Annotated in this window: 17 protein-coding genes; 11 read left to right on the top strand and 6 right to left on the bottom strand. The window is 66.5% G+C overall.

Translation table 11 applies throughout. The features are described 5' to 3' along the window. Positions 1-22: 22 nt before the first annotated feature. From HFL01S_RS00265 to HFL01S_RS00240, 6 genes are read right to left on the bottom strand one after another with little or no spacing between them, the layout of a single operon-like run. Positions 23-763: an aspartate/glutamate racemase family protein gene (locus HFL01S_RS00265; RefSeq protein WP_066253039.1), complete on the bottom strand. Its 741-nt coding sequence runs from the start codon at positions 761-763 to the stop codon at positions 23-25. Then, positions 760-1,461: a GntR family transcriptional regulator gene (locus HFL01S_RS00260; RefSeq protein WP_066253037.1), complete on the bottom strand. Its 702-nt coding sequence runs from the start codon at positions 1,459-1,461 to the stop codon at positions 760-762. Before HFL01S_RS00260 ends, HFL01S_RS00265 begins: the two co-directional genes overlap by 4 nt. Beyond that, a complete protein-coding gene (locus HFL01S_RS00255) occupies positions 1,458-2,333 on the bottom strand; it encodes an ABC transporter permease (RefSeq protein ID WP_066253034.1) in 876 nt (291 codons plus the stop codon). Before HFL01S_RS00255 ends, HFL01S_RS00260 begins: the two co-directional genes overlap by 4 nt. A gap of 2 nt (positions 2,334-2,335) precedes the next feature. Further along, complete coding sequence (locus HFL01S_RS00250) at positions 2,336-3,256, bottom strand: ABC transporter permease (RefSeq protein ID WP_066253031.1); 921 nt, start codon at positions 3,254-3,256, stop codon at positions 2,336-2,338. Between the two features lie 21 nt (positions 3,257-3,277). Then, positions 3,278-4,555, bottom strand: coding sequence for an ABC transporter substrate-binding protein (locus HFL01S_RS00245; protein WP_066253029.1), 1,278 nt, complete (start codon positions 4,553-4,555; stop codon positions 3,278-3,280). A gap of 53 nt (positions 4,556-4,608) precedes the next feature. Next, complete coding sequence (locus HFL01S_RS00240; RefSeq protein ID WP_066253028.1) at positions 4,609-5,616, bottom strand: ABC transporter ATP-binding protein; 1,008 nt, start codon at positions 5,614-5,616, stop codon at positions 4,609-4,611. 169 nt (positions 5,617-5,785) lie between these two features. Between HFL01S_RS00240 and dapF the strand changes: the two genes are divergently transcribed. The 11 genes from dapF to mraZ all read left to right on the top strand — a co-directional run bounded on the left by dapF (position 5,786) and on the right by mraZ (position 17,259). Further along, positions 5,786-6,661: a diaminopimelate epimerase gene (gene dapF, locus HFL01S_RS00235; protein WP_066253026.1), complete on the top strand. Its 876-nt coding sequence runs from the start codon at positions 5,786-5,788 to the stop codon at positions 6,659-6,661. A gap of 22 nt (positions 6,662-6,683) precedes the next feature. Next, complete coding sequence (locus HFL01S_RS00230) at positions 6,684-7,364, top strand: DUF484 family protein (protein WP_066253023.1); 681 nt, start codon at positions 6,684-6,686, stop codon at positions 7,362-7,364. A gap of 34 nt (positions 7,365-7,398) precedes the next feature. Beyond that, positions 7,399-8,340 carry a tyrosine recombinase XerC gene (locus HFL01S_RS00225; protein WP_066253020.1) on the top strand — a complete coding sequence of 314 codons (942 nt, stop codon included), beginning with the start codon at positions 7,399-7,401 and terminating at the stop codon, positions 8,338-8,340. Positions 8,341-8,470: 130 nt separating this feature from the next. Further along, the gene (locus HFL01S_RS00220) at positions 8,471-8,908 is read left to right on the top strand and encodes a DsrE family protein (protein WP_084382996.1); all 438 of its coding nucleotides are present in this window, start codon (positions 8,471-8,473) and stop codon (positions 8,906-8,908) included. A 25-nt stretch (positions 8,909-8,933) separates the two neighbouring features. After that, positions 8,934-10,118 (top strand): class I SAM-dependent rRNA methyltransferase, encoded by a 1,185-nt coding sequence (locus tag HFL01S_RS00215; RefSeq protein ID WP_066253018.1) that lies wholly within the window; start codon positions 8,934-8,936, stop codon positions 10,116-10,118. Between the two features lie 60 nt (positions 10,119-10,178). Beyond that, on the top strand, positions 10,179-11,246 hold the full coding sequence (locus HFL01S_RS00210; protein ID WP_066253015.1) for a CobW family GTP-binding protein: 1,068 nt from the start codon (positions 10,179-10,181) through the stop codon (positions 11,244-11,246). A gap of 324 nt (positions 11,247-11,570) precedes the next feature. Beyond that, positions 11,571-12,563: an RNA polymerase-binding protein DksA gene (dksA, locus tag HFL01S_RS24515; protein ID WP_245644705.1), complete on the top strand. Its 993-nt coding sequence runs from the start codon at positions 11,571-11,573 to the stop codon at positions 12,561-12,563. A 39-nt stretch (positions 12,564-12,602) separates the two neighbouring features. Further along, entirely contained in the window at positions 12,603-14,486 is a 1,884-nt protein-coding gene (locus HFL01S_RS00200; protein WP_066253012.1) for an STAS domain-containing protein, read from the top strand. A gap of 146 nt (positions 14,487-14,632) precedes the next feature. Further along, positions 14,633-15,178, top strand: a complete 546-nt coding sequence (gene hslV / locus HFL01S_RS00195) for an ATP-dependent protease subunit HslV (RefSeq protein ID WP_066153541.1) — start codon at positions 14,633-14,635, stop codon at positions 15,176-15,178. Between the two features lie 3 nt (positions 15,179-15,181). Beyond that, complete coding sequence (gene hslU, locus HFL01S_RS00190) at positions 15,182-16,510, top strand: ATP-dependent protease ATPase subunit HslU (protein ID WP_066253007.1); 1,329 nt, start codon at positions 15,182-15,184, stop codon at positions 16,508-16,510. A 323-nt stretch (positions 16,511-16,833) separates the two neighbouring features. Continuing rightward, complete coding sequence (gene mraZ, locus HFL01S_RS00185) at positions 16,834-17,259, top strand: division/cell wall cluster transcriptional repressor MraZ (RefSeq protein WP_066153535.1); 426 nt, start codon at positions 16,834-16,836, stop codon at positions 17,257-17,259. Positions 17,260-17,261 lie beyond the last annotated feature (2 nt).

Raw genomic sequence — 17,261 nt, 5'->3', positions numbered from 1 at the left:
CGCTGTCGCGGGGGCTCGCGGCTTACGCGGCGGGGCCGAGCCGGGTCATCTCCGGTGACAAGCCCTGCCATGCGATGTCGAACCCGGGCGTCGCGCGCAGGGGAGGCAACGGCGGCGTGCGCAGCGCCCAGTGGGTGCCGGCGATCACGCTGTCGATCACCGGCACGGGCACCTGGGCCTGCACCGCGGCGGCCATGCCGGCCAGGCCCGCGCCGCCGAGGATGACGGCCTGCACACCCAGCTGGTGGGCGGCGTCCCGGCAGGCCTGGGCCAGCAGGCGGTGGGCGCCGGCCGGGTCGGCGGCGAGCTGCGCACCGGTGGGCGCCACGGTGTGGATGCCCGCAAGTTGCTGGGCCTGGCCCAATGCCTGTGCGAGCCGTTGCAGCATTGGCGCCCAGCGCTCTCCGCCGGTGACGATGGCGTAGCGGCCGTGGCGCGCGGCCTCGATGAAAGCCGCCTCGGCCAGGCCGGTCACGGGGGCCGGGCTGGACTCGCGCAGGGCCATCAGGCCGGGGTCGCCGAAGCAGCCGATGAGGACCGCGTCGGGTTGGGGTCGCTCGTCGGCGAGTGCCGCCGCCCAGGCATCGAGCGCTGCGTGCGCGGCCACGGCGTAGCTGGCTTCGTCGGCGATGTACGGTGCGCCGAAGCGCGCGGTGACCGTTTGCACCACCACGTGTGAACCGGCGGCGGCCTGCACGTGCTGTTGCAGCAAGGCGCTCACCCGCTCCGACGTGTTGGGGTTGATGACCAGCAGCCGTTTCATGAACCGAACAGTTCCAGCAGGTCGGGCGCGGCTTCGGGCGTTGCGGAAAAACTCAGCTGGGCCTCCAGTCGCTCCAGGTGCTCGCGCATCAGCCGCGCGGCTTCTTTCGGATCGCGCAGCTGGATGGCGGCGAGCAGCCCGCGGTGTTCCTGGCAGCCGCAAGCGGTGGCGTCCTCGCGCGCCTGGGCGTGCGGCGCGCTGTAGGCCATGAGGATGAGCGAGGTGCGAGAGACCAGTTCGCGCAGGATGCCACCCAGGGTCTGGTGTCCGGCGTGTTCGGCGATCTGCAGGTGGAAGTCGCCCGAGAGGCGGATCGCGCGGCGCATGTCACCGGCCTTGCGCGCGCCCTCCTCGTCGCGGATGCAGGCTTTGAGCGCCTGGATGTGAGACGGGGTGGCCTGGGCGATGAAGCGCTCGACCAGCAGCGGCTCGATCATGCGCCGGACCTCGAAAACCTCGTGCGCCTCCTGCTCGCTGGGCTCGGCAATCGCAGCGCCCCGGTTGGGCGTGAGCGTGACCACCTTCTCGTTGGCCAGCCGCACCAGCACCGGCCGGATGCGCGTGCGCGAGACGCCGAAGGCCGCCGCCAGCCGGTCTTCCACCAGCTTGGTGCCGGGCGGCAGCTGGTGGTCGAGGATGGCCGAGACCATGCGCTCGTAGATCGCCTGGTCGGACAGCGGCGTCGCAGCGGCTTTCATTTTTTCTTCAGCCACATCGCGAGACCTACGGTGAGTCCCATCACCGCGAACGACACCACCGTGGTGACGGTGCCCAGCGCGTAGATGGCCGGCGTGGTGACGGTCGAGGTCAGGCCCTGCAGCTCCAGCGGCAGGGTGTTGACGTCGCCGATGGCCTGCGAGGTGCGGGCGATCTCGTCCCAGCTGAGGGTGAAACCGAACATGCCGATGCCGACCACCGAGGGGCCGATCAGCGGCAGCACCACGTGGCGGAAGGTCTGCCAGGGCGTTGCGCCCAGGTCGCGCGCCGCTTCTTCGTACGCCGGGTTGAAGCGGTTGAACACCGCGAACATGATCAGCAGGCCGAAGGGCAGGGTCCAGGTCAGGTGTGCGCCCAGGGCCGAGGTGAACAGCCCGAGAGCGGTGCCGTATTCCTCCAGCGTGGTCGTGGCGCCCACGGCTTCGAGCAGCCACTTGAGGCCGCCATCGAGCAGGCGGAACTGCAGGCCGATGCCCAGCGACACGATGATGGACGGCATGATCAGGCTGGCCACGGTCACGTAGAACAGCGCATTACCGCCGCCCAGCTTCTTGCGGAAGGCCAGGCCCGCCAGCACCGACAGCACGACGGTGAAGGCCATGACCACCGCGCCCAGCATCAGCGAGCGGGTGAACGCTGCCCCGATGTCCACCGTGCCCAGGCCGTCGGCCAGCTGGCGGAACCAGTGCAGCGACCAGCCCCGCATCGGGAAGGTGAGCCCACCCTCCGGCCCCTGGAAGCTCAACAGGAAGATGACAAACATCGGACCGTACATGAACAGCACGAACAGGGCGAACACGGCGGCCAGCGGCCAGAAGCCGGCGGCCCTTGCATCGGAAACACGCGCCTGCATGGTCACAGCTCCTTGCGAATGTCGACCAGCCGGGTCAGGCCCCAGATGATCATCAGCACGACAGCCAGCAGGATCACCGCGTTGGCCGCGGCCAGCGGGAACTGCAGGTAGCTGGTCTGCACCTGGATGATCTTGCCGACCGAGGCGATCTGCTGGCCACCCATGACGCCGATGGTCACGAAGTCGCCCATGACGATGGTGATCACGAAGATCGATCCGATGATGATGCCGGTCTTGCACAGCGGCACGATCACGTTCCACAGCGTCTGCCAGGCGCTGGCGCCGGCATCGCTGGCGGCTTCCAGCAGGCTGCGGTCGATGCGCATCATGCTGTTGAAGATGGGCACGATCATGAACATGGTGTAGAGGTGCACGAAGGCCAGCACCACCGAGAAGTCGGAGAACAGCAGCCACTCGATGGGCTGGTCGATCAGCCCGATGCCCTGCAGGCTCTGGTTCACCAGGCCGTTGCGGCCCAGCAGCGGCACCCAGGAAATCATGCGGATGACGTTCGAGGTCCAGAAGGGCACGGTGCAGAGCACGAACAGCGCCGTCTGCATGCCCGATGACCGCACGTGGAAGGCCAGGAAGTACGCCACGGCAAAGCCCAGCACCAGCGTGATCAGCCAGACCAGGAAGCTGAACTTCAGCGTGGACAGATAGGTCGAGAGCGTGACGCAGAAATCACCGTGCTCGGTGAGCGCCGAGCAGCCCTCGAAGATGGAGAAGTAGTTGCGGACCGTGAAGGCCGGGATCAGCTCGTACTCGTTGAAGTCCCAGAAGCTGACCATCAGCACCAGGCCGAGCGGGATCAGGAAGAACAGAACGAACACCAGCGTGTACGGCGTGGCCTGCCACCAGGCGGGCACCGTGCGGTTGGGGCTGTCGGTGACGGGGGCCGTCACGGCGGTGTTCGTGCTCATGGGCTCAGATCCGTTGGGTCATCAGGCGGCGACGAACTCGTTCCACTTGCGGACCATGTATTCGTTTTCATCCATCACGGCGTTCCAGCAGGCGATGCCGCCCATGCGGGCTTCGTAGCTGCCGCCGTCGCGCACCGCGCCGGCCTTGGCCAGCACGTCGCCGTTGGGGCTCTTGATGTCCTGTGCGGCGGGCTTGCCTTCCATCCAGTAGGCCCACTCGTAGGCCTCCATCCTGGACTTGGCGGTCTCCAGCACGGCGCTGTAGTAGCCCTGGCGGTTCAGGTAGGCGCCGGCCCAGCCGTCGAGGAACCAGTTGATGAATTCGTAGGCGCCGTCGAGCTTGCGGCCGCTCAGCGTGGCCGGCAGGCCGAAGCCGGCGGCCCAGGCGCGATAGCCTTCTTTCAGCGGCTGGAAGTTGCAGGCGATGCCCTTGGTGCGCACGGCGGTCACGGCCGGGCTCCACATCGACTGGATCACCACCTCGCCCGAGGCCATCAGGTTCACCGACTCGTTGAAGTCCTTCCACAGCGCGCGGAACTGGCCGGCTTTCTTGGCTTCGATCAGGGTCTTGATCGTCAGGTCGATCTCGGCCTTGGTCATGTTGCCCTTGTCAGGGTATTTGTAGAGGCCCATGGCTTCCACCACCATGGCAGCGTCCATGATGCCGATGGACGGGATGTTCAGGATGGCGGCCTTGCCCTTGAACTCGGGGTTGAGCAGCTCCTTCCAGCTGTCGATGGGGCGCTTGATCAGGTCGGGGCGGATGCCCAGCGTGTCGGCGTTGTAGACCGTGGGGATGAGGCTCATGAACTGGGTCGGGCTCTTGGCGAAGACCTTGCTCTTCTCACCCTCCAGAAAGATCACCTTTTTGGGCGCGGTGCCCTGGTCGCCCACGGCCTTGCCGGCCACGGTGCCGGTGGTGAACAGCGGGGTGATCTTGTCGGCGTTCTTGATCTTCTTGACGTCGATGCCCTTGAGGTTGCCGGTGGGCACGATCTTCTTGAGAGAGAAGTACTCGGTGTCGATCAGGTCGAAGCTGTTGGGGGCGGTGACGGCGCGCTTGGTCACGTCGTCGGTGGTCACGGCCACGTACTGGATCTTGATGCCGGTGTCTTTCTCGAACTTGTCGCCGATGGCCTTGTCCTGGTTCACCGCGGTGCCCAGGTAGCGCAGGGTGATCTTTTCCTGGGCGATGGCCGGCGACAGGCCGCTGGCCAGGATGCCGGCGAGGCCGGCGGTGCCTTGCAGCAGGCTGCGGCGCGACAGGCCGTCGTGCGGAAGGTCGGTGGAATCGGACATGGAGAACTCCTTGGTTGCAGGGGGACGGACAGGGGAGGGGAAAGCGGGCGCCATCAGGCGGCCAGGGGGTGCGCCTGGGCCGGGTTCCAGCTCAGGTCGGCGCGGTCGCCGGTGGTCCAGGGGCGGTCGACGAAGGCGGCTTCGGACAACATCACCGACACATTGCGGTCGGCGCCGTCGCCGTCGAGCTGCAGGCCCAGCAGCACGTAGGTGCCCTGGTACTCCACGTCGCTCACGGTGGAGGTCCAGCCGGTGCTGCCGGCCTCGGCCAGGCGGATGTGGTCGTTGCGCACGGCCACTTTGCCGTCGGCGGTCTGCAGCACGTTGTGGCCGCCCATGAAGCGCGCCACGAACTCGCTGGCCGGCCGGTTGTAGACGGCGTGGGGCGGGCCAGCCTGTTCGATGCGGCCCTGGTTCATCACCACCATGGTGTCGGCCAGCGCCATGGCCTCTTCCTGGCTGTGCGTGACGTGCACGAAGGTCAGGCCGAGTTCGCGCTGCCAGTGGCGCAGCTCGGCGCGCATCTGGATGCGCAGGAAGGGGTCGAGCGCCGACAGTGGTTCGTCCAGCAGCAGCACGCGCGGCTGGGTGATGAGGGCGCGCGCCAGCGCCACGCGCTGCTGCTGACCGCCGGAGAGTTCGCCCGGCTTGCGGTGCGCCAGATGCCCCATGGCCACGCGTTCGAGCAGGTCCTGCGCGCGGGCGTGGCGCTCGGCCTTGCCGACGCCTTTCATCTTGAGGCTGAAGGCCACGTTGTCCAGTGCCGAGAGGTGCGGGAACAGCGCGAAGCTCTGGAACATCATGGCCGTGCCGCGCTCGGCCGCGGGCAGGCGGGTGATGTTGCGGTTCTCCAGCAAGATGTCGCCGCTGCTGGTGCTTTCGTGGCCGGCAATCATCCGCAGCGTGGTGCTCTTGCCGCAGCCCGAGGGGCCGAGCAGGCAGCAGTAGCTGTTGGCGGCGATGCGCAGGTCGATGGCGTCGACCGCGGTGGCGCCCGGACCGTACTGCTTGGTCAGGGCGATGAGTTCGACGGCGGCGGGGGCGGGGGTGTCTGCGTCCATGCCGACCCTGTTGCACGAGCCGTGCCAGCTGTTTTGTATGCAATCCGCACAAGATTGCATACAAAACAGCACCGGCTTTGTGCGCAATGTGCTTTGCAGGGGCGCACCCGTCCGCTGCGGTGCGCGTGCACCGGCACGGCGCGCACCGGGGTGGGCGGATAATCGAACCATGCGAGTGCACTTCACCAAAATGCAGGGCGCGGGTAACGACTTCGTCGTGCTCGACGAGACCCGTGGCCGCCTCGGTCTGAGCGCGGCCCAGTACCGTTTCCTGGCCGACCGCCACTTCGGTGTCGGCGCCGACCAGATCCTTTCGGTGCGCCCTGCGCCGTCGGAGGGCGTGGACTTCGAGTACGTGATCCACAACGCCGACGGCGGCGAGGTCGAACACTGCGGCAACGGCGCGCGCTGCTTTGTGCGCTACGTGCGCGACAAGGGCCTGACCGATCTGAACCCGGTGCGCGTGAAGGTGAAGCACGGCGAGATCAGCCTCTCGCTGAATGAAGACGGCCGCGTCACCGTGGACATGGGCGCGCCCATCTTCGACCTGGCGCGTGTGCCCTTCGACGCGGCCGGTCAGACGCCCGTGCCCATGGGCAATTTCGAGCGCTGGTCTCTGCCGCTGGCCGCTGGCGATGTGGCGCCGGTGGCCGTGCTCTCCATGGGCAACCCGCACGCCGTGCTGCTGGTGGACAACGTGGACACGGCGCCCGTGTCCACCTGGGGGCCGCAGATCGAGCGCCATGCGCAGTTCCCCGCGCGCGTCAACGCCGGCTTCCTGCAGGTGGTGGATCGCGCCCATGTGCGACTGCGCGTGTACGAACGCGGCGTGGGCGAGACCCTGGCCTGCGGCACCGGCGCCTGCGCGGCGGTGGTGGCCGGCATCCGCCTGGGCCTGCTGGACGGCCGCGTCGACGTCGAAACGCGTGGCGGCCGGCTCACCATTGCGTGGGGCGACAATGCGGCCCACGACGCACCGGTCTTCATGACCGGACCGGCCACCTCGGTGTTCGAGGGCGAGATCGACGTCCCCGAGCTGGCCTGAACATCAGGATCGACACACTTCCATGACCGACCCGACCATTCCTCCGATCACCGAAGACGACATTGCCAACTACCTGGCCAACACGCCCGACTTCTTCGAGCGCCATGCGGGCGTGCTGGCGGCGGTGCAGCTGAGCAGCCCGCACGGCCAGCGCGCGGTGAGCCTGCAGGAGCGCCAGGCCGAGATGCTGCGCGAGAAGATCAAGGGGCTGGAGCTGCGCTCGGCCGAGATGATCCGCCACGGCCAGGAAAATTCCGCCATCGCCGACCGCCTGCACCGCTGGACCCGCGAGCTGCTGATGACCCGCGACACGCAGGACCTGCCCCTGGTGGCGGCGCGCGAGATGGCGGCCCAGTTCAATGTGCCGCAGGTGGCGATCAAGCTGTGGGGCGTGGCGGACGACTTCTCCGGTCAGTCCTACGCCCAGGGCGCCAGCGACGACGTGCAGGCCTTTGCCTCGTCCCTGCCGCGTCCCTACTGCGGTGCCAACCCCGGTCTGGAGGCGGCCGGCTGGCTGGTCGATCCGGGGGCGGTGGCCTCGCTCGCCCTGATCCCGCTGCGCGCCGGCGAGGGACAGGACGCCTTCGGCCTGCTGGTGCTGGGCTCGCCCGACCCGCAGCGCTTTGCTGCCGACATGGGCACCGAATTCCTCGAACGCATGGGCGACCTGACCAGCGCGGCCCTCTCGCGCCTGCGCCCCTGAACCAGACAGAACCGTGGACAGCGGTGCCGCGTCCATGAATGGCGTCGACGACGCGGCGCTGGTCGAGGCTTACCTCGCCCATGTGCGCATCGACAAGCGGCTGGCCGCGCGCACCGTCGAGCTCTACACCGGTGACCTGGCCCGGCTGGCGCAGAACGCGCAGTCCGCCGGCGTCGGCCTGCGCCAGGTGCAGAGCGCCCATGTGCGGCGCTGGGTGGCGCAGATGCACAGCGCCGGCCGCAGTGCCCGCGGCATCGCACTGATCCTTTCGGGCTGGCGCGGCTTCTACGTGTGGCTGGGGCGCCAGGGCCTGGTGACCCAGAACCCGGTGCAGGACGTGCGCGCGCCCAAGGCCGGCAAGCCCCTGCCCAAGGCGCTGGGCGTGGACGAATCGGTGCAGCTGGCCGAGCATGTGGAAGAGGGCGACGACCCGGCGCTGGAGGCGCGCGATGCCTGCATCACCGAGCTGCTCTATGGCTGCGGCCTGCGTATCGGCGAACTGGTGGGGCTGGATGTGGTGGCCAGCGGCACGGCTCGCGGCTGGATCGACCTGCAGGCGGGCGAGGCCCATGTGCTGGGCAAGGGCTCCAAGCGGCGCAGTGTGCCGGTGGGCCGCGCGGCGCTGGAGGCGCTGCAGCGCTGGCTGGCGGCGCGCCCGGCCCTGGCCGCCGAAGACCCGGCGCTGTTCATCGGCCGCCACGGCACCCGCCTGACCCCCCAGCACATCCGGGTGCGGCTCAAGCGCCGGTCGCTGCTGGCCGGGCTCTCGACACCGGTCCACCCGCACATGTTGCGGCATTCGTTTGCCAGCCACGTGCTGCAGAGCAGCGGTGATCTGCGCGCGGTGCAGGAGCTGCTGGGGCATGCCAGCATCGGCACCACGCAGGTGTACACCCGGCTGGACTTCCAGCACCTGGCCCGGGCCTACGACGCAGCCCACCCACGCGCGAAGGGCCGCGGGCCGGCCAAGTCCTGACGGCGGGCCTTCAGCCGACCGGGAATACCCGCTGAGCAAACCGGGCGGAACGAGCAAAAATTTTTCTTGCAAATATCATTGCTTGCTTCTTTTTAATGCGCATCCCGGCGCGACACCTCTGGAGACTTCCATGCCCCGACTGATCCTGGCCTTCAAGGCCGCCTTTCTGGCGCTCTTCCTTGCAATCTCGGCGCCTTCACACGCGGCCGACGATGTGATCAAGACGGTTTATCACATGAGCGAAGGCATCCCCCAGGCCTCGCGCGCCATCAACAACATCCGCAACCACCTGGCGGCCGACCCCAAGGCCAAGATCGTGGTGGTCGCCCATGGCCTGGGCATCGACTTCCTGCTGGACGGCGCGACCAACCAGATGGAGCAGCCGTTTGCCGGCGCCATTGGCGATCTGGCGGCCAAGGGCGTGGAGTTCCGGGTCTGCAACAACACCCTGGTCTCGCGCAAGATCGACGCGTCCAAGGTGGCGATGGAGGCCAAGATCGTGCCGTCCGGCGTGGCCGAGGTGGCCCGGCTGCAGGCGCGCGAAGGGTTTGTCTATCTGAGGCCTTGACGTCGCGCGGGGGACAATACCCCCCATGAAGATCATTCGACTCAAGCCCGGCAAAGAGCGCTCCCTCCAGCGCCGCCACCCCTGGGTGTTCGACGGCGCGATTGCCAAGGGCGCCGCCGATGCCGGCGAGACCGTGCGTGTGGACAGCGCCGACGGTCAGTTCCTCGCCTGGGGCGCGTATTCGCCCAGTTCCAAGATCCGCGTGCGCGCCTGGAGCTTCGACCCAGCCCAGCGCATCGACGCCGCCTTCTTCCGCGACACACTGCGCCGGGCCATCGCCCTGCGCGAGCGCATGGGCATCGCTAGCAACGGCCTGCGCCTGGTGCACGGCGAATCCGACGGCCTGCCGGGGCTGGTGGTGGACCGTTACGGCGACACCCTGGTGGCCCAGTTCGGTGCGGCCGGGGTGGAGCGCTGGAAAGACGTGATCGCCGACGCGCTGGTCGAGCTGACCGGCTGTCCTCGCCTGTACGAACGCTCCGACGCCAGCGCCCGCGCGCTCGAAGGCCTGCCCGAGGTGACTGGCTGGCTGCGTGGTGAGGGCCGGACGGCCTTTGAGCTGGAAGAGCACGGCTGGCGCCTGGGCCTGGACATCGCACTGGGCCACAAGACCGGCTATTACCTCGACCAGCGCGACAGCCGTCTGGCGCTGCACGAGTACTCCAAACGCCTGAAATTCGCCCAGGTGCTCAACTGCTTCAGCTACACCGGCGGTTTCTCGGTCGCGGCGCTGGCGGGCGGGGCCGGGCACGTGACCAGCATCGACTCGTCCGGCCCGGCGCTGGAACAGGCGCGTGCCAACCTGCTGCTCAACTGCCTGGACCCGGCCCAGGCCACGTTCATCGACGCCGATGTCAACGCCTCGCTGCGACAGTTTGTGGCCGAAGGCCGCCAGTTCGATGCCATCGTGCTGGACCCGCCCAAGCTGGCCCCCACCGCGGCTCACGCCGAACGGGCCGCCCGCGCGTACAAGGACATCAACCGCCTGGCCTTCAAATTGCTGCCGCCGGGTGGGGTGCTGTTCACCTTCTCGTGCTCGGGTGGTATCGGCGTCGAGCTGTTCCACAAGATCGTGGCGTCCGCCGCCAGCGACGCCGGGGTTGATGGCGCCATCCTGCAGCGCCTGGGCGGTGCCTGCGACCACCCGATGACCACAGCGTTCCCCGAGGGCGAATACCTGAAGGGATTGATCGTTATGAAAAAGCTCTGAGCAGCCTGGTCACATCGCTGCACTACACTCCCGGCCTGCTTTTTGCATACGGAACCTGCCATGTCGCTCATCCCCGCCACCATCCTCACCGGCTTTCTCGGCTCGGGCAAGACCACGCTGCTCAAGCGCGTGCTCACGGAAGCCCACGGCCAGAAGATCGCCGTGGTCGAGAACGAGTTCGGCGAAGAAAACATCGACAACGAGATCCTCGTGGCAGACACGCAGGAAAACATCATCCAGATGAGCAACGGCTGCATCTGCTGCACCATCCGCGACGACCTGCGCGCCACCCTGGCCGACCTGGCACAGAAGAAGCGCAAGGGCGAGCTGGACTTCGAGCGGGTGGTGATCGAGACCACCGGCCTGGCGGACCCCGGCCCGGTGGCGCAGACCTTCTTCATGGACGACGAGGTGGCCGAGCAGTACCTGCTGGACTCCATCCTGACCCTGGTGGACGCCAAACACGCAGCCGACCAGCTCAACGACCGTCAGGAAGCGCGCCGCCAGGTGGGTTTCGCCGACCAGATCTTCATCAGCAAGGCCGACCTCGTGTCCCAGGACGAGGTGGACGCCCTGATCCACCGCCTCAAACACATGAACCCGCGCGCGCCCATGCGCCCGGTGCATTTCGGCGAGGTGGCACTCAAAGAGGTGTTCGACCTGCGCGGCTTCAATCTGAACGCCAAGCTGGACATCGATCCGGACTTCCTGAGCGTGGACGACCACGACCACGACCATGCTCATGAGCATCACGACCATGACCACGAGCACGGCGAGCACTGCAACCACCCGTCGCACCAGCACGGCCATGGCCACCACCATCACCACGACGACGATGTGAAAAGCTTCGTCTACCGTGCCGACAAGCCCTTCGATCCGGCCAAGCTGGAGGATTTCCTGGGCGCTGTGGTGCAGGTCTACGGACCCAAGATGCTGCGTTACAAGGGCGTGCTGAACATGAAGGGCACCGACCGCAAGGTGATCTTCCAGGGCGTGCACCAGCTCATGGGCAGCGACCTGGGGCCGCTGTGGGCCGAGGGTGAGGCCCGCACCAGCAAGATGGTGTTCATCGGCATCGACCTGCCCAAAGACATCCTGGTCCAGGGGCTCGACCAGGCGCTGGTGTGAGCGGGGGACCGTGCCAACCAAGCGGGAACGGAGCCCCTGATGCTGTTTGTCTCGCTTCTCCAGAGCCTGGGTTTTCCCTCGGATCCAGCGTCAGTGTCTTCGAGGGCCGCGTCGTTACAATCGCCGCCCAAGTCGGCAGCCCGCCGCGCACCCGAGTCTTCTGCACGCCAGCAGAGGCAGGCCGGCACTACCGACGTTCGCAAACGGGGTATAACCACAAACCAGCCGGTTTCGGCCGAGCAAAGCGATGCGGTCAGGGGCGCCACCCCGGTCAGCACGCCACCCCGCCACCAGGCAGCGTCAGGCACTGAGAGGAGATCCTTTGTGAAAGCCCCGGCCACCCCCACCGCGAAGAATCGCAACCCCGCCGCGTCGGCCGGCAAGGGGCGGTCCGCGTCTGCTGTGGCTCCGGCTTCCAAGGCGGCTGCGAAAACCGCGGCAAAGCCAGCCAGTGCCAAGACGGCGGTTGGCAAACCCGTGACCAAAGTGGCCACCAAAACCGCCGTCCCCGCAGCGAAGAAAGCTGCTGCGCCCAAAGCGGTGGCTTCTGCCAAACCGGTGTCGGCTCCCAAGGCTGCAGCGAAGCCGGCCAGCAAGCCGGTACCAGTCAAGATGCCGGCGCCCCCGGCCAAGGCAGTGACCAAACAGAAGACGACGGTCGTGCCGCCCCCCGTGGCCGTTCCGGCGCCCATCATCATCGAGCCGACGCCACGCCCTTTGGGCAAACGGGCCGCCAAGAAAGTGATGATGGAACAGATGACACAGGCTGCGGTCGTTCCGACCCATGCTCCCAACGCCGCCAAGGCGACCTTCTCTTTATCGAACGAACGTGTGATGACTGCTCCCGCGCCCACCGCCATCCAGAAAGACCCGAAACGTGCCAACAACTGGAAGTCCCTGCCGGTCGAACAACTGACCGATCAGGACGTCCAGTCCATGCCCGATTCGGAGTACATGAACGACGTGCAGCTCGCTTTCTTCCGTCGAAAGCTGTCCCAGCTCAAGGAAGACATGCTGGCCAACGCCGGCGAAACCACCGAGCACCTGCGCGAAGACACTGTTGTGGTTCCCGACCCCGCCGACCGCGCGACGATTGAGGAAGAGCATGCGCTGGAGCTGCGCACCCGTGACCGGGAGCGCAAGCTGCTCAAGAAGATCGAGCAGGCCATTGCACGCATCGACTCGGGCGACTACGGGTACTGCGAAGAGACGGGTGAGCCGATTGGTGTGGGTCGCCTGATGGCGCGTCCGACCGCCAGCCTGTCGCTGGAGGCACAACAGCGGCGCGAGCTCAAGCAGAAAATGTTTGGCGACTGATTGCGGCCTTTCCAGCGGAACACTCTCATACCCTGATCCATGTCCAAGGACGATTCCAGCGGCGGCTTTCTGTCCAAGGTGGTGAAGTTCGTGCGTCATCCGACCACGAGCTGGGCGGATCTGGACACCCGCAGCGCCGACCGGGAGAGCGAATACAACAAGGCCGCGCTCAAGGAGATGATCGAGCGCAAGCGCCGCAACGACTTCGTGCGCAAGCGCGAGTTCGACATGCTGCGCAAGATTCGCAGCCGCGAGGGCGCCGTGGACGGGGCCCAGGGCGTCCGACCCTCTTTTTTCCAGAGCAGTCTTCCTTCGAAGCCCGACGACCGGGCGATGACGCTCAAGAAGATCGACGAGATCGAAGCCCAGATGTCGATGCAGTGGTGGAAGACCAAGGGGCCGGATTCGCTGGTGACCGGAGGGCCCAACTCCGGGGCTCACACCACCGGGGGAACGCCCCTGGAGCGCAAAGTGGACAAGCCGCTTCCCCCCAGGGAAACGGAAGAGCAGAAGCGCCTGAAAGCGCAGTACAACGAAACCGAAGCAGCGACACTGAGCGGCGGTGAAGCCACCACCTCGCCACCCCAGCCGCTGTCGGTGCCTGCCGCGAAAACGCTGGTCCCGGTACCAGCCCCGGGCAATGTGCCGGTGCTTCGCGAAACGGTTCCCCCGCCCAAGTCGGGTCCAGACACTGGCCCGGTGCCATCGACCGCGCGCACCGGCCTGATGGCTCCAACCTCGGGCGCGCCGCTCGCAGGCGCTGCTCGCGGCGGGTCGGGGTCCGGCTTCTCGGCCTCGCATTTCTATGCGCTGGACGTGCACGAAATCGCCCAGGACCCGGAGGTCGAGGAAGCCGCCATTCGCTTCGCCAACGGAGACGATGCGGGCGTCGAGCAGGGGCTCAAGGACACCATCGCAGAAGGCGGGCCGCGCGAGAACCAGCTGGACGACTGGCTGGCCCTGTTTGATCTGTACCGGGCCACCGGGCAGATGGCGCCGTTCGAGAGCCGTGCCGTGGATTTTGTGAACCGCTTCGGCCGCTCGCCACCTCAGTGGTATGACATGCCGGAACTGGTGTCGTCCATGACCGGCAAGGCCTTCAAGCCGTCTGTCACGCCGACCCGGGCATCCTGGGCCTGCGACCCCGAGCTGGATGCCCACGCGGTGGGCACGTTGCAGAACGTGCTGCTCCGGGCGCCCCAGCCCTGGGTGCTGGAATGGACAGAGCTGGAGTCCGTTGACGTGAAAGCGGCGCGTGCGCTGCTGGGTATCTTCACGCTGTGGGGTGACCAGGAGGTTGAGATTTCCTTCGTTGGCGCACCCCACCTGCGCGATGTCCTCAAGCAGCTCACGCCTTCGGGTCGTCGGGACGTCGAGCAGCTCTGGTGGGAGTTGCGCATGGCCGTTTTGCGGGTGATGAACCGGCCCGACGAGTTTGAACTGACCGCGCTGGACTTCTGCGTCACCTACGAGGTGTCGCCGCCGGGGTGGGAGCGCCCGCGCTGCCACTTCAAGGCCATGACCAACGGCTCGGTGGACCCCGACGAAGGTGCCTCCGTGCTGGGCGAGGTGGTGCGGGAGACGGTTTCTTCCGGCTACACGACGGAGTCGGGGGCCGAAGGCCCGTCGACGGAGTTCAATCACCTGGGTCTGGTGGAACTGTCTGGCGAGATCCGTGGTGATCCGCAGGCCACCCTGGAAGATCTCGAGCGTCGGCTGCAGGGGGCCGATGTCATGATCATTTCGTGCCGCAACCTGATCCGTGTGGACTTCTCCGCGGCTGGCACGCTGCTGAACTGGGTGGCCGGTCACCATGCGTCGGGGCGGCTCGTGCAGTTCGTGGATGTGCACCGCCTTGTGTCGGCATTTTTCAATGTCATTGGCATCACCGAATACGCCAAGGTCGTCGTGAGGAACGACTGATCTTTCTGCGCAGCAGCAACAGGGTTCACTCACCCCATCAAGTGGGCAGCCTGGCGGAGTTGGCTCCGCTGTGCTTTTGAGGAACTCATCCCTCACGCGACGGTCTGGACTTGATAGCGGTCCTACCGTCTCCAATTCCTTCTGATATGGACACTTTTCACGGAACCACCATCGTCTGCGTGCGCCGCGAGACGCCCGACGGTGTTCAGGTCGCCATTGGCGGCGACGGCCAGGTCACCCTTGGCAATGTCGTCGTCAAGGGCACCGCGCGCAAGGTGCGCAAGCTCTACCGCGACCAGGTGCTGGCAGGTTTTGCCGGTGCTACTGCCGACGCCTTCACCCTGTTCGAGCGCTTCGAGGCCAAGCTGGAGAAGCACCAGGGCCACCTGGTGCGCGCGGCCATCGACCTCACGCGCGACTGGCGCACCGACCGCGTGCTGCGCCGGCTCGAAGCCATGCTGGCGGTGGGTGACCGCAGTGCCGCGCTGATCATCACCGGCAACGGGGACGTGCTGGAGCCCGAACACGGGGTGGTTGCCATCGGCTCCGGAGGTGCCTACGCGCAGGCCGCGGCGCGGGCGCTGGTGCAGCACACGGCACTCAGCGCCGAGGACGTGGTGCGGCAGTCGCTGGCCATCGCGGGCGAGATCTGCATCTACACCAACATGAACCACACCGTCGAGGTGCTCTAAGTCATGTCTTCAATGACCCCGCAGGAGATCGTCTCCGAACTCGACCGCTTCATCATCGGCCAGAACGGCGCCAAGCGCGCCGTCGCCATCGCGCTGCGCAACCGCTGGCGCCGCCAGCAGGTCGACGAGAAGCTGCGCCCCGAGATCACCCCCAAGAACATTCTGATGATTGGCCCCACCGGGGTCGGCAAGACCGAGATCGCGCGCCGTCTGGCCAAGCTGGCCGATGCGCCCTTCATCAAGGTCGAGGCCACCAAGTTCACTGAGGTGGGCTATGTGGGCAAAGACGTCGACAGCATCGTGCGCGACCTGGTCGAGATCGCGGTGAAGCAGATGCGCGAGTCCGACATGCGCAAGCAGCGCATGCGCGCGGAGGACGCAGCGGAAGACCGCATCCTCGACGTGCTGCTGCCACCGCCGCGCGGCGTGTCCGGTGAACCCCAGCCGAACCCCGACAGCACGGCCCGGCAGACCTTCCGCAAGAAGCTGCGCGAGGGGCAGCTGGACGACCGCGAGGTCGAGATCGACCTTGCCGAGTCTGCGCCCGCCATGCAGGTCATGGGGCCGGCTGGCATGGAAGAAATGGCCGAGCAGCTGCGCGGCATGTTCAGCCAGATGGGGCAGGAGCGCCGCCGCAAGCGCAAGCTCAAGATCGCCGAGGCGATGAAGCTGCTGATCGACGAAGAGGCCGGCAAGCTGGTCAACGAGGAAGATGTGCGGACGCGTGCGCTGCACAACACCGAGCAGAACGGCATCGTCTTCATCGACGAGATCGACAAGGTCGCCTCGCGCAGCGAGTCGGGCGGTGCCGAGGTGTCCCGCCAAGGCGTGCAGCGCGACCTGCTGCCGCTGGTTGAAGGCACCACCGTCTCCACCAAGTACGGCATGGTCAAGACCGACCACATCCTGTTCATTGCCAGCGGGGCCTTTCATCTGGCCAAGCCCAGCGACCTGATTCCCGAGCTGCAGGGGCGTTTCCCGATCCGGGTGGAGCTGCAGTCGCTGTCGGTGGACGACTTCGAGGCCATCCTCACCAGCACCCACGCCAGCCTGGTCAAGCAGTACCAGGCGCTGCTGGCCACCGAGGGGGTGACGCTGGAGTTCAAGCCCGACGGCATCCGCCAGCTCGCGCAGATTGCCTGCGATGTGAATGAGCGCACCGAGAACATCGGCGCCCGGCGCCTGGCGACGGTGATGGAGCACCTGCTGGATGAGGTCAGCTTCGGTGCCACGGCCCTGCAGAACAGTGCCGTGGTCATTGACGCGGCCTATGTGAACGGCCGGCTGGCCGAACTCAGCCGCAACCAGGATCTTTCCCGCTACATCCTCTGACGGCTGCTCCCGGCATGCAGTCCCGGCCGCCTTCAGGGTGGCCGGGATTTTTCATTGGCCTTTCGCAGGCCATGCCCGTGTCATTGGCCGTCCGTCGCCCACCCTGTGTGTAACAGGGTTTTCAAGCATCACATTCACAGCACGCTGTAAGTGCTTGCTTTTGCTGCGTATTTTGAAGTTGAAATTGCTTCAAAATGTGTTCTAAGTGATTGATTTCATTGGAAAAAAACTGCCGAACGAGGCTTGCAGCCACTGCTTTTCCTGCTACAGTGGAAAAAAGTGCAATTAAGTGGTGAAAAGTGTTTTCAGCAGGGTGATTCCGGGTGTTTCAAGGCGCTTCCTCTCTCAGTCTCGATGCCAAAGGCCGGCTGTCCATGCCGACCCGGCACCGGGACGCCCTGAGCGCGCAGTCCGGCCAGCTGACCATCACCAAACACCCTCACGGCTGCCTGATGGTATTCCCACGCGACGAGTGGGAGAAGTTCCGGGCCCGCATCGCCTCGCTGCCGATGGATGCGCAGTGGTGGCGCCGCATTTTTCTGGGCAACGCGATGGACGTCGACATGGATGCCTCGGGTCGGATACTGGTGTCGCCCGAGCTGCGCGCCGCCGCCGGCATCAGCCGCGATGCCGTGTTGTTGGGCATGGGTTCCTATCTGGAACTCTGGGATGCCCAGTCCTACGCCGCCAAAGAGGCTGAGGAAATGCAGAAGCCCATGCCCGATGTCCTCAAGGACTTCAGTTTCTGAGG

The sequence above is a fragment of the Hydrogenophaga flava NBRC 102514 genome, from assembly GCF_001571145.1.
Classification (GTDB): domain Bacteria; phylum Pseudomonadota; class Gammaproteobacteria; order Burkholderiales; family Burkholderiaceae_C; genus Hydrogenophaga; species Hydrogenophaga flava.
This window is presented reverse-complemented; position numbering and strand designations above follow the sequence as displayed.

Bases quoted from the DNA above. Each gene is read 5' to 3' on its own strand.
- HFL01S_RS00265 (WP_066253039.1), bottom strand. From the start codon at position 763: ATGAAACGGCTGCTGGTCATCAACCCCAACACGTCGGAGCGGGTGAGC.
- HFL01S_RS00260 (WP_066253037.1), bottom strand. From the start codon at position 1,461: ATGAAAGCCGCTGCGACGCCGCTGTCCGACCAGGCGATCTACGAGCGC.
- HFL01S_RS00255 (WP_066253034.1), bottom strand. From the start codon at position 2,333: ATGCAGGCGCGTGTTTCCGATGCAAGGGCCGCCGGCTTCTGGCCGCTG.
- HFL01S_RS00250 (WP_066253031.1), bottom strand. From the start codon at position 3,256: ATGAGCACGAACACCGCCGTGACGGCCCCCGTCACCGACAGCCCCAAC.
- HFL01S_RS00245 (WP_066253029.1), bottom strand. From the start codon at position 4,555: ATGTCCGATTCCACCGACCTTCCGCACGACGGCCTGTCGCGCCGCAGC.
- HFL01S_RS00240 (WP_066253028.1), bottom strand. From the start codon at position 5,616: ATGGACGCAGACACCCCCGCCCCCGCCGCCGTCGAACTCATCGCCCTG.
- dapF (WP_066253026.1), top strand. From the start codon at position 5,786: ATGCGAGTGCACTTCACCAAAATGCAGGGCGCGGGTAACGACTTCGTC.
- HFL01S_RS00230 (WP_066253023.1), top strand. From the start codon at position 6,684: ATGACCGACCCGACCATTCCTCCGATCACCGAAGACGACATTGCCAAC.
- HFL01S_RS00225 (WP_066253020.1), top strand. From the start codon at position 7,399: ATGAATGGCGTCGACGACGCGGCGCTGGTCGAGGCTTACCTCGCCCAT.
- HFL01S_RS00220 (WP_084382996.1), top strand. From the start codon at position 8,471: ATGCCCCGACTGATCCTGGCCTTCAAGGCCGCCTTTCTGGCGCTCTTC.
- HFL01S_RS00215 (WP_066253018.1), top strand. From the start codon at position 8,934: ATGAAGATCATTCGACTCAAGCCCGGCAAAGAGCGCTCCCTCCAGCGC.
- HFL01S_RS00210 (WP_066253015.1), top strand. From the start codon at position 10,179: ATGTCGCTCATCCCCGCCACCATCCTCACCGGCTTTCTCGGCTCGGGC.
- HFL01S_RS00200 (WP_066253012.1), top strand. From the start codon at position 12,603: ATGTCCAAGGACGATTCCAGCGGCGGCTTTCTGTCCAAGGTGGTGAAG.
- hslV (WP_066153541.1), top strand. From the start codon at position 14,633: ATGGACACTTTTCACGGAACCACCATCGTCTGCGTGCGCCGCGAGACG.
- hslU (WP_066253007.1), top strand. From the start codon at position 15,182: ATGTCTTCAATGACCCCGCAGGAGATCGTCTCCGAACTCGACCGCTTC.